12 protein-coding genes are annotated in these 14,815 nt (G+C 66.9%); 5 read left to right on the top strand and 7 right to left on the bottom strand.

Going from position 1 to position 14,815, the window contains the following annotated elements; genetic code table 11:
* The first annotated feature begins 183 nt into the window (after positions 1-183).
* Both ACO41U_RS01260 and ACO41U_RS01255 read left to right on the top strand, forming a co-directional pair.
* Entirely contained in the window at positions 184-573 is a 390-nt protein-coding gene (locus ACO41U_RS01260) for a hypothetical protein (RefSeq protein WP_298779775.1), read from the top strand.
* 9 nt (positions 574-582) lie between these two features.
* Positions 583-1,410, top strand: a complete 828-nt coding sequence (locus tag ACO41U_RS01255; RefSeq protein WP_485941150.1) for a prepilin peptidase — start codon at positions 583-585, stop codon at positions 1,408-1,410.
* 165 nt (positions 1,411-1,575) lie between these two features.
* Here the strand turns inward: ACO41U_RS01255 and pssA are convergent, their stop codons facing one another.
* Genes pssA through gyrA form a run of 3 tightly spaced genes read right to left on the bottom strand, consistent with a single transcriptional unit; the run spans position 1,576 to position 5,487 of the window.
* Complete coding sequence (pssA, locus tag ACO41U_RS01250) at positions 1,576-2,334, bottom strand: CDP-diacylglycerol--serine O-phosphatidyltransferase (protein WP_298779771.1); 759 nt, start codon at positions 2,332-2,334, stop codon at positions 1,576-1,578.
* Positions 2,331-2,951 carry a phosphatidylserine decarboxylase family protein gene (locus ACO41U_RS01245; protein WP_485941149.1) on the bottom strand — a complete coding sequence of 207 codons (621 nt, stop codon included), beginning with the start codon at positions 2,949-2,951 and terminating at the stop codon, positions 2,331-2,333. The genes pssA and ACO41U_RS01245 overlap by 4 nt, the downstream gene beginning before the upstream one ends.
* A gap of 10 nt (positions 2,952-2,961) precedes the next feature.
* Positions 2,962-5,487, bottom strand: coding sequence for a DNA gyrase subunit A (gyrA, locus tag ACO41U_RS01240; RefSeq protein ID WP_298779767.1), 2,526 nt, complete (start codon positions 5,485-5,487; stop codon positions 2,962-2,964).
* Positions 5,488-5,851: 364 nt separating this feature from the next.
* Here gyrA and ACO41U_RS01235 point away from each other — a divergent pair, with 364 nt between their 5' ends.
* Positions 5,852-6,886: a serine hydrolase domain-containing protein gene (locus ACO41U_RS01235; protein WP_485941148.1), complete on the top strand. Its 1,035-nt coding sequence runs from the start codon at positions 5,852-5,854 to the stop codon at positions 6,884-6,886.
* A gap of 52 nt (positions 6,887-6,938) precedes the next feature.
* Here the strand turns inward: ACO41U_RS01235 and ACO41U_RS01230 are convergent, their stop codons facing one another.
* From ACO41U_RS01230 to ACO41U_RS01220, 3 genes are all read right to left on the bottom strand, one after another.
* Positions 6,939-7,304 (bottom strand): response regulator transcription factor, encoded by a 366-nt coding sequence (locus tag ACO41U_RS01230; protein WP_485941147.1) that lies wholly within the window; start codon positions 7,302-7,304, stop codon positions 6,939-6,941.
* A 292-nt stretch (positions 7,305-7,596) separates the two neighbouring features.
* Positions 7,597-9,183, bottom strand: a complete 1,587-nt coding sequence (locus tag ACO41U_RS01225) for a helix-turn-helix transcriptional regulator (RefSeq protein WP_485941146.1) — start codon at positions 9,181-9,183, stop codon at positions 7,597-7,599.
* Complete coding sequence (locus tag ACO41U_RS01220; protein ID WP_485941145.1) at positions 9,155-10,552, bottom strand: ABC transporter substrate-binding protein; 1,398 nt, start codon at positions 10,550-10,552, stop codon at positions 9,155-9,157. Before ACO41U_RS01220 ends, ACO41U_RS01225 begins: the two co-directional genes overlap by 29 nt.
* A 133-nt stretch (positions 10,553-10,685) precedes the next feature.
* Between ACO41U_RS01220 and ACO41U_RS01215 the strand changes: the two genes are divergently transcribed.
* Complete coding sequence (locus ACO41U_RS01215) at positions 10,686-11,699, top strand: cache domain-containing protein (RefSeq protein WP_485941144.1); 1,014 nt, start codon at positions 10,686-10,688, stop codon at positions 11,697-11,699.
* 78 nt (positions 11,700-11,777) lie between these two features.
* Here the strand turns inward: ACO41U_RS01215 and ACO41U_RS01210 are convergent, their stop codons facing one another.
* The gene (locus tag ACO41U_RS01210) at positions 11,778-12,023 is read right to left on the bottom strand and encodes a hypothetical protein (RefSeq protein WP_485941143.1); all 246 of its coding nucleotides are present in this window, start codon (positions 12,021-12,023) and stop codon (positions 11,778-11,780) included.
* 304 nt (positions 12,024-12,327) lie between these two features.
* Between ACO41U_RS01210 and ACO41U_RS01205 the strand changes: the two genes are divergently transcribed.
* Positions 12,328-14,757: a DUF3160 domain-containing protein gene (locus tag ACO41U_RS01205; RefSeq protein WP_485941142.1), complete on the top strand. Its 2,430-nt coding sequence runs from the start codon at positions 12,328-12,330 to the stop codon at positions 14,755-14,757.
* Positions 14,758-14,815 lie beyond the last annotated feature (58 nt).

Below are 14,815 nucleotides of genomic sequence, written 5' to 3'. Positions count from 1 at the left end.
GCCTGCGAATCCCAAGGCGGCGACCCATCGTCAGGACCGCATGGGACGAGGCCGCGACACGCAAAGAACCCCGCAGGATGTTGTACAATAAGGGAGGTAATGCCGCTTGGGGATTTTTTCGTTAACACAATCGGGCGGGCGGAGCTTCGTCCCCGGCGCCCGTCAACGCAGGAGGTAACGGACATGGCTTTGATAACGTGCAGACTGTGCCGCAAGATATTCACCGCAGCGGGCGGAAGGGTATGCCCCGAGTGCCAGAAGCGCCTCGACGACCTCTACCTCGACGTCCGCAACTACCTGAGGGACAACCCGAAGGTGGCCTTTAACGTCGAAACTCTGGCCGACGCTCTGGGCGCGGACATCCGCGACGTGCAGGGGCTGGTGGACCTGGGCTACCTGGAGCGCGACATGCCGCGCGGCGGCGAGCTGCAGGAGAACGACAGCCGGCAGAAGCTGGCGAAGGAGTTCGAGCAATCCCTGACCCAGATGCGGGCGGCCGCGGCGGCTGCGGCTCAGCGCAAGCCCGTTTCCTACGGTCAGGAGCTGTACAGCGATAAGGGCAGGAAGAAGTAGAGCCTGACCATGTCGGAGGAGTCTGCGCTTCCATTCTTCGTCGCGCTGGCCGCAGTGCTGGGGGCCTGCATGGGCTCTTTCCTGAACGTCGTGGCGCACCGCAGCATCGAGGGGCGCCCTTGGTGGGGGAAGGAGCGCTCGAGCTGCGAGGCCTGCGGACACGTCCTCACTCCCTGCGAGCTGATCCCGATCCTCTCCTGGTTCCTCCAGAGAGGACGCTGCCGATCCTGCGGTGCGTCGCTCTCCCCGCGCTATCTGCTGGTGGAGCTCATCGGAGCGGCCGGGGCCGCCGGGGCCGCCTGGCGGTGGGGCCCTTCCTGGGCCGGCGTCCTCGTCCTGTTCGCGTTCTTCAGCCTCCTTCTGAACGCGCTGACCGACTTCGAGTCCGGCGACGTGTTCGACGCCTTCGCCATCGCCCCCGGCGTGGCGGGAATGCTCCTTCGCTGCGCAGGTGGGCGCGAGGCGCTGCTGGACGGGCTGGCGGGAGTGGCCGTTGGGTGGGGAGTCTTTGCCGTCATCATCCTGGTTACCGTCCTCATCCTCTCCCGCGAGGGCATGGGCTGGGGCGACGCCTTCTTCATGGGCGGCATGGGGGCCGTCATGGGGTGGAAGCTCACCCTCCTGGCCTTCTACCTCGGCATCATGGTCGGAGGGCTCGGCATCGTCCTCCTGATGCTGATGGGCCGCGTGCGGTGGGGACGGGGGGACGCCGTCCCGCTGGTCCCCTATCTGGCGGTGGGATGCTACCTGACGCTCCTCTGGGGACCGCAGATACTGGGCTTCATCGGCCAGCGCTTCCCCAACCCGGCGGCGTTCCTCCCCTCCTGGCCGTTCTGACCTGAGAAGGGCGTGAGCGCGCCGGTGCTGCAATAGGATAAGCCTAGAAAAAGGGGCGTCCCGATGGACGCCCTTTTTTTTAACTGATTCAATATCTCACCCTAAACGACGGAAAAGCCCTGAACGAACGACCCTCCGTGTTACGTCCTTCTCGCGTCGCCTCTGTTAGTGGGCCTCGTGAGAGCGCGGCTCCTCGTCCCGAGCCTCGGGACGCAAAAGCCAGCGTCCCCAGTCGAAGTGAAGGAGCCCGCTCAGGATGTAGGCGAAGAAGAGGAAGAGCGGGGCCGCGTTCCTGAGGAACGCGAAGGAGAGGACCAGGAGCGAGAAGAGCACAAGGCACTTCCTCCGATCCGCGCTGCGCTTCGTCAGCTTCTTGAGGTTGGCGTAGGGGATGCTGGAGATCATGAGGAAGCCCGTCAGCGCCAGGACCGCCGCCATCACCCCTGCGGGCAGGTCCGTACCCGCCAGCACGAAGGAGGAGGCAAAGAGCCCTCCCGCCGGCGCGGGCAGCCCCTGGAAGGGGCCGGGGACGTGAACCACGTTGAACCGCGCGAGCCGCAGCGCGGTGCACAGCGCGAAGAAGCAGGCCGCGACCGCCCCCAGAAGGCCGCCAAAGCCCCGGAGGGACGTCTGAAAGATCAGGATGGAGGGCGCGACGCCAAAACTGACCAGATCGGCCAGGCTGTCGAACTCAAGCCCGAACTGGGAGCCGCCGCCCAGCATGCGGGCCACCTTGCCGTCCATGCCGTCGAAGATCACGGCGAAGAAGACCAGCCACGCCGCCGGGACGAACCGCCCCTGCGTCGTCAACATCAGCGAGAACACCCCACACAGCAGGTTTCCGCTGGTGACCATATTGGGCGCGATCTGCCGAAATTCCAGCGGCTTGCGCGCAGAACCCCGTTTTCTCCTGAAGAAACTCATCGTTCCACCTCTCCTATACGGGAGACCCCGGCATACACCTTATCTCCGATCTTAACTGTTAATCTTACCTCGCGGGGAAGGTAGATGTCAACTCTGGACCCCAGGCGAATCATCCCATAGCGCTGCCCCGCCTCCAGGGCGTCGCCCAGCTTCAGGCGGCAGACGATGCGTCGCGCAAGCAGCCCTGCGATCTGCACCATCATGACCGGGCCGCGGGCCGTCGAGAGGCCGACGAAGTTGCGCTCGTTGACCTCGGAGGCCTTCGCGGCGAAGGCGGCGACCTTCTTTCCCGGAACGTAGTCCAGGAAAGCCACCCGCCCCGCGCAGGGGGCTCGATTCACGTGGACGCTGAAGACGTTCATGAAGATCCCCACCCGGACGGCGGGCCCTGTGAAGGGGTGCTCGACCTCCAGGACCTCCACGACGCGCCCGTCCGCCGGGGAGAAAAAGGCGTTTCCCTGGTCTGGCGTGCTGCGGTCCGGGTCCCGGAAGAACCAAAGGACGAAGAGCGCAAACGCCCCCATCACCGCCCCCAGGGCGAAGGAGAAAGGGGCGGCAAGCGCCGTCAGCAGAACGGAGGCCGCGATCGTGAAGAACCCATCTTTGGCAAACCTCATGGCAAACTCCTTACGCCAGGTCAGGGGCTTCAAAGGGCAGGCTGCCCGCCTCGCTGCCGTCCGGCTCGTCGGACCGGAGCGCGTCCGCGCGCACGATGCTGCAGTCCGCCACCAGGTCCCCCTCGTCGAGGCGAACCGTAATGTCCCCCGTAGCGGCACGGCTGAGCAGCCGTATCTCCTGAACCGCTACCCGGATCATGCGTCCGCGGACGGTGACGGCGAGCATCTCGTCCTGCTCGTGCACCGCGTGGCAGGCCACGAGGCGCCCCGTCTTCTCCGATATCTTCATCGCCAGCATCCCACCCGTGGCCCGGTGGTGCGGCGTGAACTCGTCAAAGCGCGTGCGCTTCCCCACTCCCCGCTCGCTCAACAGCATGACGTCCTCATCGTCACCCACCACGTCGCAGCTGATGATGTGGTCGTCCCCCGCAAGGTTCATGGCGCGGACGCCTCTTGCGCTGCGGCCCATGGGCCGGAACTCCTCCTCCGGGACGCGCAGGGCCTTCGCCCCCGCCGTCATCAGCAGGAGGTCGTCCTTGCCACGGGTCAGGCGCACCTGGGCGATCTCATCCCCCTCGTCCAGGGTGATGACGCGGCGGGGCCGGTTGGAGTCCATGAGCTCGGCAAAGGGGACGCGTTTCGCGATGGCGCACCGCGTGAGGAAGAAGGCGTACCGCCACTTCTCCCCTCCCGTTTCCTCGCTGGCCAGCGTCACCACCGTTTCCCCGTCCTCCAGGGGCAGGAGGGAGGCGATCTGCCGGCCCTTCCCTCCCGATCGGGTTTCCGGAATGGCGAAGCCCCTTAGCGACATGACCCTGCCCCGGTTCGTAAAGAAGTAGATGTCGCGGTGGGTGTGGGTGACGCAGACCAGGGCGGCGCTGTCGTCCTCTCGCACCGCTGCTCCCTTACGCCCCTTGCCGCCGCGCCCCTGCAGCGCGTAGGACTCCAGGTCTTGACGCCTCAGCAGGCCGTCCTTCGAGAGGACCACGACGATGTCGCTCTCCGGGATCAATTGCTCATCCGGCGTCTCCAGGTAGCTGTCCAGGATCTCCGTCCTCCGCTCGTCCCCGAAGCGCTTCCCCAGGTCCGCCAGCTCGTCCCGGATCACCCCGTCCAACGTCCGGGGGTCCCCCAGAATCCTCTCGTAGGACGCGATGTCCGCCTGAAGCTGGCGCATCTCCTCCTCCAGCTTCTCGCGCTGCAAGCCCGTGAGGCGGCGCAGGCGCATGTCCAAAATCGCCTGAGCCTGGAGCTGGGAGAAGCCGAACCGGTCGATCAGTCCCTGCTCCGCCACGTCGTCGTTCGCGGCCTCCCGGATGAGGCGGATCACCTCGTCGATCCGGTCCACCGCCCTCAAGAGCCCCTCGACGATGTGGGCCCGCGCCGAGGCCTTGTTCAGCCGGAACTGGGTCCTGCGGCGCACCACGTCGCGCCGGTAGCTCAGGAAGAGCCCCAGGATGCTCGCCAGGGGCAGGAGCCTGGGGGTCTGTCGGTCCAGGGCCAGATTGATGACGCCGAACGTCGTCTGGAGCTGCGTGCGCTTGTAGAGCTGGCGCATCACGAGGTCCGGGTTGGCGTCCCGGTTCAGCTCCAGGACGATCCGCATCCCCTCCCGGTTCGACTCGTCGCGGATGTCCTGAATCCCGTCGACGACCTTGTCCTGGGCCGCCTTCACCATCGTTTCGATCAGCGTGGTCTTGTTCACTGCGTAGGGGATCTCGGTGACGATGACGTTCACCTTGCCGCGCCTGCCGTCCTCCACGTGCATCCGGCCGCGGACGATGACCTTGCCGCGACCCGTCCTGTAGGCGTCGTAGATGCCCTGCCGTCCCAATATCTGGCCTCCCGTGGGGAAGTCTGGCCCCGGCAGCCGCTCCATGAGGTCCGCCAAGCTGGCCTCCTCCGGATTGATCCCCTCCTTGAGGAGCCAACAGAGGACATCCGTCACCTCCCGCAGGTTGTGAGGCGGGATGTTCGTCGCCATGCCGACGGCGATGCCCGTGCTCCCGTTTACCAGAAGGTTGGGCAGGACGGAGGGAAGGGAGAGGGGCTCCTTGAGGGACTCGTCGAAGTTCGGCCCCCACTCCACGGTGTCCTCGTCGATGTCCGCCAGCATCAGCTCGCCCAGCTCGTGAAGCCGGGCCTCCGTGTAGCGCATGGCTGCGGCCCGGTCCCCGTCCACGGACCCGAAGTTGCCCTGTCCGTCCACCAGGCAGTACCGCAGGCTCCAGTCCTGCGCCAGGCGCACCATGGTGTCGTAGATGGAGCTGTCGCCATGGGGATGGTACTTACCCATCGTTTCTCCGACGATGCGGGCGGACTTTTTATAGGCGGAATTGTGGCGGAGCCCCAACTCGGACATCGCGTAGAGCACCCTGCGCTGCACCGGCTTCAGCCCGTCGCGCACGTCCGGCAGGGCCCGGCCGACGATGACGCTCATCGCGTAGTTGAGGTAGCTGTCCTTGATCTCCCCCACCAATGGCAGGGGAAGGATCCGTTCCCCTGCCAGCGGCCCCTCGATCTTCTCTTCCGACATAAAATCAATGACCTCCCAAAAGCTCTCCAGCACAGCCCGGAACGTCGGGCCGACGCACGTTCGCTCATACGTTCACGATAGCCTTACGGTCTATTTTAACACGAGGAACGGATAAAAAACGGCATTGGACGCCATTCATGCCATTCTTGCACAGAAACGCCGCACCGCTTCTGCTAAAATACAGAACGTGGCCGATGGCGTCAACGAAGGGCCCTGACGGGCGTCGAGGGGCCTCTCGACGCTGCAGGGAGGGTGCGCCCAAGGGTTCTGCACATGGCCTGTCGGGTCCGCCTGAGCGCAGGCGGACCGCTACCAAAGGGCTTGTTCGCGTCAAATTCGTATGAAATGGGGGTTTCTCTCAAAAATGAAGGATATGAAGCAGGACGTTCGCGCTCTTCTCGAGTCTTACAGGGCGCGCGGAAGCTTCACCAAGGCCGTCTGCGCCGTTTCGAAAAACGGCAAAACGGTCCTTGAGCTCTCCATGGGCTGTGGCCTGGAAACGTTCTTTGACCTGGGCTCCGTCACCGAGCTCTACACCACGACGGCCATCCTGCACCAGGAAGCGCTGGCCCGCCTTGCCCTGGAGGAGCGGCTCGATAAGCTTCTGCCCTTCGCCCCCCTGGGCCCCGCCACGCGCTCGCGCTTTGAGCGGCTCACCGTCCGGGACCTTCTCGCCCACGCTTCGGGCATCCCGGCCTGGTACCCCTTCTACGCCCGGCAGGGAAGCTTCTGGGACGTCCTGGAGCACGTCCTGTCCGTGGAGCCCGCCGCCCAGGGGCCCCTCCACAGCGACATCAACTTTATGATCCTGGGGGAGGTCGTCCGCGCTAAATGTGCGGGCCTCAAGGAGTCCTTGACGGACCTCAACGCGGCGATCGGCGCCTCATCGACCTATGGACCGGTGGATGCGGGCATCTGCGCCGAAACGGAGAATGGGAACCGGGCTGAGGCGCAGCGGTGTGCCGACATGGGGCTCCCCTTCGAGGGCTTCCGCCCCACGGACCGCCCCATCGTCGGCACGGCCAATGACGGCAACGCCTTCTACTTCTTCAAGGGCGTGGCAGGGCACGCCGGCATCTTCGCCTCCGCCCGTGCCCTGCTGAAGCTGGGACGCATCTACCTGGACGGCGGCTCCGCCGGCGACAAGGAGTGGCTTCGGCACAAGGCCGTGGAGGAGTCCTTCAGAGACCACGGCGGCGGCTGGGGCCTGGGCTGGAGCCTATCCGACGTCTTTCCGAAGGGCGTGGGGAACGCGAGCCTCTCCGGCCCCTCCCTCTGGCTCGTCCCGGACCTGGGGATCGCAGCGGCGCTGCTCGTCAACCCTCTGACGGCGGACCCCATTCCGGACCTGTCGGACCTGCGCCGCGAGCTGCACGCCATGCTGCTGCAGTCCCTGTAGCGGGGCGTGCGACCCAAGTGTGTGGGGGTTCAGCGCATCCTCACACAGAATATCAAATCAGGGCCGCCGGCTGAAGGCCCCGCCTGGCGCGGAACTCCGCCAGGCTGACGACCTTTGCGGGCCGCCGGAGCCATCCCTTGCGCTCCGCTTCCGAGGTCAGAGCCGCAAGGAGGCCGGGGATCTCCCGGCGGGTCCTGATCCCCAGCTTGCGGTTTATGTTGCGGATGTGGTATTTCAGCGTGTTTTCCGTGATGAAGATCGTCGAACAGATCTCTTTGGCGCTCCTCGACTCCGCCAGCATGACCGCCACGCGACGCTCCTGCCGCGTCAGGTCCATCCCCTCGAAGTACGCCGTCAACGCCATCAGAAGAAGGTCGTCACGGCTCCAGCTCATCAGATCCCTCTTGAACGCCGTCATGTAGAAACAGCCTCCTCTCGATCTTCCGGCCGCCCCTTCCGCAGGGACCGCCCATCCGAGGACGCCGGGCCCCCGCGCCCTCAAAACTTCAGCATGACAGAAGGATACCGCGAAGTCAGGGCACGCGTCATCACCCCCCCGCAGGATTTGCGGCGAGAGCTCCAAAGAGGACAGCAGGTCAATAATTGAACGAAAATTCAGTGTTAAAGAGGGTTGATCTTCGACTCACCCCAAAGGATGAGCCGAAAAATCTAGGTCTCAAGGCTCTGCCGCAGTGCACCTCAAGGCTGGGTCAGGCGGTTGGGGTCGGCGGTCCGGTCCGCCGGCGCGCCTTCAGGATGCCGATGTACAGGGTAAGGAGTTCGCGTTGGGAGGAAACGCCCATCTTGGCGAAGATGTTTCGGTTGTGGGTCTTCACCGTGTTGGGGCTGATGTTGAGGGCGGACGCCACGTCCCCCGCGGAACAGCCCTGAAGGCAGAGGTCGAAGACGGCGCGCTCCGCGGGGGAAAGGGTCGCCGCGCGCTCGTTGAAGGTTCGTTCCTCTGCACCCATCACTCCGGCCGTCCTCCGGGCGTCGTCCGGATGGGCGTTCAAGAGCTCGGCGAGTTCGTCCAGCTCCTGAGGGTTCGCCGTCATCAAGCCGTCTGAGGCCCAACCCGACAGGACGGGGCGCAGGTACAGCCGGCTGAGGCAGAGCGAGAGGAGGACCCCCACCCCCGCCGCGATGGCGAAGGGCAGGGCCAGCCGGAGGGCTCGGGCGCGGCTCGCCGCATCGTAGCTCTCCTTCGGCACCAGGAGGGCAAAGGCAAAGTCCCTGGCGCCCTCCGGCAGGTTCGTAGGCTGCACCCTCAAGATCCGATGGGCCCCCACCAGGCCGCTGCCGTCCTCGGCCTGATACACCGTCAGCCCCTCCCGGCTCGCCGTGCGGAGGATATTTCCCACCCCCGCGCCACCCGGCCCCTCATCGACGAAGTAACGCCACGACACGAGGCCTCCGGACAGGTCCAGCCCCGTCTCGTCTATAGGGACCAGTGCACAAAAGGCGCCCTCGTAGATGTTGGAGGCGGGGACGTTGGTCCTTTTGAAGTACAGGTCCGTGAGGTCGAAGCCGCAGACGCCGAACGCGTTCCCCTGGGAATCGACGAGGGGCGCTGCACACAGCATGGCACGCCGCGCCGTGCCCCGGACGGGCGCCGCCGGGAACCACAGGCAGACGTGTTCCGCTTCCTCCGGGGTTTCCTCCGCCCGCGATTGGGGAAGGGAGAAGTAGTCCGCGCCCTGGACGTCGAACTCCATGCCCCACTCCTTCTCCATGGCGAATCCGCGGTCCAGGGCGATCCCCGCGGGGCCCCGCAGCAGCTGGTATTGAAGGGCGGACCCGTTGACGAAGTCCGGGGCCCAGTTGACGAGGTAGAGCCCCGATCGGGAGGTCACGGCCTCCTGAAGGCGCAGGCTGGCCGTGGCGTTCAGGATCATGAAGGCCCCCGTGGCGCGGGAGCGCTGCAGCGAGAGCATCAGGAGGTCGAACTGCGACGCCAGAAGCGGTTCCAACAGCTCCGGCCGGCGCATCAGCCCATCCGGAGAGAGGTCCCGCGCAGATAGGAACTGCTCCGCACCCCGCGAGATCATCCGGCTGAGCTGCAGGGCCATGGCCGAGAGCTCCCCCAGCCGGCGCTCCGTTCCGGCGGCCAGGCGGTTCAGCTCGTTGTCGAAGGCCAGGCGTCCCCGCCGGTCCCCCAGGCTGACGCCCCCCGTCAGGAGGAGGGCCATAAAGACGACGGCGGCCACCGTCAACGCGATCGCGGCGAAGAAGGCGTAGAGCTTCAGCCGCAGCGCGCGCCTGAGGGCGTCACCGGGTTCGGTCGAGGAACTGTTCATAGGCCCCTCTCGACGCCATGTTCCAGGCGTCCTCATCGCTCATCCCGGCGTCCAGGGCGTCCCGATAGCGTTGGCGGGACTCCGACGCGACGTCCCACAGGGCCCGCTCGTAGCGGATCTCGAGCTCCCCGTAGTTCGGCAGGGGGATCTGGGGGACGAAGGCGTACTCGCGCTGCATGACCCCGATCGTTTCGATGTAGCTCTTCCAGATACCGCGGGCTCCTTCGCGCCACTCCGCCTCGGCCCGCTCCGCCGCCTCCCGCGTCACGGGGAGGTAGCCCGTGCCGTAGACGTAGCGGAGGTTCTCGTCCGGGGACGTCAGCCACTTCAGGAAGAGGACGGCCGCAGCCTCCCGCGCGGGCGTGCTGCGCAGGAGCGTGAAGCCTCCAGATCGGAGGATGGCGGCCTTCTTCCCCCCCTCCAGCACGGGGAAGGGCAGGATGTCGAAGCTCACGGGCTCCGAGGTGTTGTCCCGGTAGATCACCCGGTCGGGCACGAAGGTGATGCCCGCCGTAGCGCTGGTCCAACACAGGAGCAGCCCCGTCTTGGCCAGGTCCGTTCCGTAGCCCTTGTAGATGGCCGCGTAGCCCCGCGCCCTCGGCTCAAAGAGCAGCTGAAACACGCGCTGATAGGTCGGCGACTCGGTGTTGAGTCCGTCGTCCACGAAGGGGTTCTCCCCCATTTGAGCGAAGGCGGCCTGAAGCAGGTTGAAGGGGTTGTCCACCATGAAGAACATCGCCCCGTCGTGCCGGACGTTCGGCGTCTTGTCGTCCGTCCAACGGTAGTAGCGCTCGGCCGCGTGGAACAGCCCTTCGAGGGTCCCCAGCTCCGACAACTGCGCGCCCGTGTCCTGCGCGAAGCGGTTCCATAGCGTGCGATTCAGGATCAGGCCCTCCGACCCGCGGCCGATGGGAAAGGAGTAGAGCTTCCCGCCGTGGATGCGCCCCGCTTCGATGAAGGAGGGGACGTATCGGGCCAGCTCCTCCTGGGAGAAGTAGTCGTCAAAGGGGACCACCCGTCCCTTCTCGATCAGGGGCAGGACGGACTTGGGATAGGCCACGACGATGTCCGGAGGCTCCGGGGCTCCCGGCGCGTCCTCTGCGATGGACGTCAGGTTCTCGTGGATGATCTCGGCCTTGGCGATGTTCGTGACGAGGATGGCGACGCCGTGCTTCCGCCCCGTCGATCGGTTGAAGCGGTCCACGGCCACGGTCAGCGCGTCCTCCACGTGTCCCGTTGGGTTGTGCCATATCGTGAGCACGATGGGGTCGCGTCCAGTGCTCCGCCAGCACAGGAAGCCCAGAGCCAGAGCCGCCGCAGCGCAAAGGGCCGCTATAGCCAGGCCGCCGCGAGAACGAAACAGGACCACGAGCAAACACCTCCCTCTGCGTCCGCCGACAGGAGGACGATGGTTTATTATACAACGTCCGGCAGCGGTGCATCGGGTGTAGAATTAAAAGAGGTTCGTGCCCGTCAGGCACGGGGAAGGGAGATTCGCACCGATGGAGAAACGCAGCTTTTTCGTCCGCAGAGTCCTTTGTCTTCTCTGTCTTGCAGCCGCGGCGGGGGTCCTGGGCTACCGCGCGGTCCTGCGCTTCGCCCCGGACAAGCTGCGCGAGGAGGTCCGCTCCGAGATCGCGACCCTCCTGAACTCCATCCAGATGGAAACGCTGAGGACGGGCGTCCTGCTCAAAAAGGCGGCGCTTGAGGCGGGACGATGCGGCGCTGCCGGCGATGCCCTCGCCTGCAAGTCCCTTCCGGCCCGCTACCTCGCGTCCTACGACGTGGCGGGCAGCCTGGGCCTCCGCCTGCCGGCCGAGGCCTTTGCGGACGGAAGGCCCCTCGCGGAGTACGCCCTTCGGGAGGCGGGGGAAGTTTCGACGATCGACGGCTTCCCGGACGACGCCGAGGCCGTTCCGGAGGACGCGGAGGCGGTCCTGTGGCGGCCGTTCCGGATTCATCCCCTGACGCGGACCCCCTCGGTCTCCGCCGTCTACCCCGTGTGGGCGAGGGGTCAAACGTGGCGGGGCTTCGTGACCTGCGACATGGACGTGTTCGAGCTCCAGAAGCTCGTCGTGGCCCGGGCCCTCCCCGACTCCCTGACGGCCGACGTCCTGGACTCGCAGGGCGTCGTGCTGGCGAGCTCCCGGCCATCGGCCCTGATGCGCCCCGCGGTCCGTGACGCCGGGCCGGACTTCGTCCGAACGATCCGGACCGTCCTCTCGACGGCCTCCGGGGACCTCGACTACGAGGACGGGGGAGAGCGGTGCCGCCTCCTCTTCGACACCATGCCCGAAACGGGCTGGAAGGTCTGCATCAGGTCGCGGACCCGCGACGTCTACAAGAACGTAACGTGGTTCCTGGAGAACAACGTTCGGGTCTACTCCTGCTGCGGCTCCCACACCCTGAGGCGCACTCCGCAGCAGCCGGTGGCCAATTCCCCCTCCCCCGAACAAAAGGCGTCGGGGGACAAGCCACGACGCCTCCGGCGCTTCGACCTGAAGCTTTCCCGGTGAGCGCGGCGGCCGCGGGGACAAAAAAATTTGACCGGTTGCCGATGGCCCTGCAGGCCGCTTTAGTCCTCATCGCTACAGCTACTCGGAAAACCTCTCGAAGAGATCGTCCAGCTCCGGGCAGTGGTCCATGTCTACGCAGCCGGAAACCCCGTCCGCGCTGACGAACCTCTCGACCTCCACGGACCCGTCCTCCATGAATTCGACCTCCCAGCGCTCCCCGGGAACGGCGATCTCCACCATCACCGCCTCCTCCTGAACCTTGTTGAGCCGGTAATAAATTTTTTCCTCCTCAAGCCGGTTGAGGAACCTCAAAAACTGTTCCATCGCCTATTGCCCCTCCTGTCCCTTCCAGAAATTTAAAAGCCCCGGCACGGGACCACCCCGGTCCGTGCCCCGTGTGCCTCATGGAAGCACGGAGCCGGCTGTCCGGAGAAGGGCCATCCCACCGATTTTTTTCAAAGGGGCCGCTCGCTTGGATCGCGCCCCTGCCGCGCCCTGGCAAAACCTTCAAGTTTACGAAAGTTTACGATAGAATAAGGGACAAAAGGCCGTAACTCGAAGGATCGGTCTTCCGAAAGGGCAACCGTTCCACAAAGCTTCCGGCGGATAAAACCGAGGTGTTGAAACGGTGAAACATCCTAATTTGTGTCTGAACCTTGCGATCGGCGCGGCCCTCGCGGTCCTGACGGCCCTCCCCCCTGCCCCCGCGGAGGGGGCCCGGCGCTACGTCGCCTCGGGGCGCATCGTCCCCGTCTTCGAGCGGCTGGAGGGCGCGGTCCCGGCGCCCGACGCAGGCTGGGCGGAGGTCCGCGGCAACGCGGGCGCTCTGGTCATGGCCTACGGCGACGTCGTTGACGCGGACCCGTCGGAGCGCGCGGACTGGCTGGCCCTCCGACGGGGACCGGACGGACGGGAAACGTCGGGCTTCGTGGAGCGGAGGCTCATGGTCCCCATGCCGGACTACGAGCCTTTTCCCGCCCAGTCCTGGCAGGCCCGTCGGGACGTGTCCGACCTCTTCCTCCTGCCTGGGGCCCTCCCCCTCTCCGCCTACGACGGGCTTCGGATGCCCCGCGGAACCGTGGCCTCGGTCTCCGGCCGCGCGGTGGACTCGGAGGGCCGGGCCTGGCTGCTCTGCGTCTTTGAAACGGACCGGTCCGGAGCGGGGCCGGTCGCGGGGTCGGACCGCCGCTGCGCTTGGGCACCGGAGGAGGCCCTGACCTCCCTGGCCGCCACATCCCCCGACCTGACGCAGGTGGCCCCTGAGGCCCTTCCTCCGGGCCTCAGCCGCGACGAGCGCAAGTTCCTGACCCACAGCGGCTTCTACGTCGATCCCGACCCGATCCTGGGGCCCGACGGAGGCGGGGCCGCAGCCCCCCGGAGGGCGCGCTTCATCACGGCCGACATGGCACTCTGTGCCTTCCGCCTCTCCGCAGGCCGCGCGGTGCAGAGGGTCGAGGAGCGGGCGCTCCTGCCCCTGCTCCACGACTTCCTGAGGTCCCTCGCGGACGCCGCCCGGCGCCTGCCCGATGACCTCTCCGCCTCGGAGCCGGGCCGGACGGCCGCAGCCAACGTCAAGGACTTCATCGCCCTGGCCGCGTACCTCGCCACGGGCGGCGTGACGGAGGTCCCGCCGGAGGTCACGGACCTGGCCTGGGGCACGATGCTGGGCACGGGGGGCCTCGACCGCAACCCCTTCACGGAGCTTTCCCAGGACTTCGCCGCCTTCGCCCCGCGGGGGCGCTACCTGCTGAACAACCAGATGAAGGCCTGGTTCCGCACCCCGCGTCTGCTGGAAACGGCCTGGCCCACCGACACGGAGACGGGAGCCGCCGCCATCCTCATCCTGAACCGCCTCATGAGGACGAGGGACGTGCAGGCGCGCTGGCGCGCCCTCGTCGCGCCCCTCCAATACCTGCGGGGGACCTTGGCTCCAGCGGACGGCGTCGCCACGGTCCTGGAGCCCTTCACACTGGCGGACCTCAAGGCCCCGGACCGCGTGAAGGCCCTGATGTCGGCCCTCGCGGAGCTCGACCAGGGGAGCGGCGGCCCAGGACGCAGGTTCGCCCTCCTGTCCGTTCGCCCCTCCTTCGAGGCGCGGGCGTTCGGGCTCCCCGTCGCGCCCCAGGAGGCCGCAGCCGAGGAGCCAACTCCGCTGCCGGACCCGCTTGAGGTCATGGCAGCGCTGGGGTCCCAGCCGGCGCGGGATGAGCTCTCGCTGTTCGCGGGGAGCCGGGGCAGCGACCAGGCACTGCGGGCTGCAGCGGACCTGTGGGCGGGGTACGCGGCGGGCAGGGAGGAGGACAGCCTCCGAACGGACGCCCTGAGGTGCCTCAGCACCTACCTAGCGCCCGCTCCGGCGGGGAAGGGCCCGGCTCAGTACTTCGCGACGCAGCCGGCCTGGGGTTACAAGAGGCTCGTCACGGCGGAGGCCGCGCTGACGGAGCTGGGGAGCTCGGCGGAGGCGCCCGCAGGCGGGGGCGTTTCCACAGGACGCGACCTCGAAGGGACCTGGCGTCCGGGCCCCTTCGCCCAGCCCCTCCCCAGGGGATACGTCGAGCCCACGCCGGCCCTCTACAGCGCCCTGGCGGAGGCCGCGGACCGGCTGGCGGCCTTCGCGGCCCCCCTTCTGGGCGGCAATCCGGACCCTGGCGTCCGGGGCCTGACGGACTTCGCCAGCGAGATACGCCACCTTGCCGGCATCGCGCAGCGCGCCATTGATGACGCCATGACCTACGACGACTTCTACCGCATCCAGCACCTTCGCCTGCCCGCAGAGGGGGCCCCCACGGTCGTCCTGGCGGAGGCCGCCGCGTCTCCTGCAGCCGGACAGGCCCTCTACGTCGGCACGGGCGCGCCGCGCAGGCTCCTCGTCTACGTCAACGACCGATCGGGGGGAAGCCGCGTCACGGAGGGGCGTACGCTCTCCTTCTACACCTTCACGCGCCCCCTGGGAGCCGAGATGACCGAGGGAAAGTGGCAGGCCCTGGTTCGGGACGGCGGACGGCAGGACGAGCTGAAGCAGTGCCTCCCCTACTGGGCGGGCCGGCTGTACGAATGACCGCCTTAAAGCGGTGAAATTGACGGCGGCGGAACGGCCCGCCTCAGGTTATAATCGG

The organism is Fretibacterium sp. (genome assembly GCF_057312375.1).
The sequence above is the reverse complement of the archived record's forward strand: the minus strand, read 5'-3'. Positions and strand labels throughout refer to the sequence as shown.

Excerpts from the sequence above, each read along its gene's own strand:
- ACO41U_RS01260 (WP_298779775.1), top strand. The coding sequence starts at position 184 with ATGGCTTTGATAACGTGCAGACTGTGCCGCAAGATATTCACCGCAGCG.
- ACO41U_RS01255 (WP_485941150.1), top strand. The coding sequence starts at position 583 with ATGTCGGAGGAGTCTGCGCTTCCATTCTTCGTCGCGCTGGCCGCAGTG.
- pssA (WP_298779771.1), bottom strand. The coding sequence starts at position 2,334 with ATGAGTTTCTTCAGGAGAAAACGGGGTTCTGCGCGCAAGCCGCTGGAA.
- ACO41U_RS01245 (WP_485941149.1), bottom strand. The coding sequence starts at position 2,951 with ATGAGGTTTGCCAAAGATGGGTTCTTCACGATCGCGGCCTCCGTTCTG.
- gyrA (WP_298779767.1), bottom strand. The coding sequence starts at position 5,487 with ATGTCGGAAGAGAAGATCGAGGGGCCGCTGGCAGGGGAACGGATCCTT.
- ACO41U_RS01235 (WP_485941148.1), top strand. The coding sequence starts at position 5,852 with ATGAAGGATATGAAGCAGGACGTTCGCGCTCTTCTCGAGTCTTACAGG.
- ACO41U_RS01230 (WP_485941147.1), bottom strand. The coding sequence starts at position 7,304 with ATGACGGCGTTCAAGAGGGATCTGATGAGCTGGAGCCGTGACGACCTT.
- ACO41U_RS01225 (WP_485941146.1), bottom strand. The coding sequence starts at position 9,183 with ATGAACAGTTCCTCGACCGAACCCGGTGACGCCCTCAGGCGCGCGCTG.
- ACO41U_RS01215 (WP_485941144.1), top strand. The coding sequence starts at position 10,686 with ATGGAGAAACGCAGCTTTTTCGTCCGCAGAGTCCTTTGTCTTCTCTGT.
- ACO41U_RS01210 (WP_485941143.1), bottom strand. The coding sequence starts at position 12,023 with ATGGAACAGTTTTTGAGGTTCCTCAACCGGCTTGAGGAGGAAAAAATT.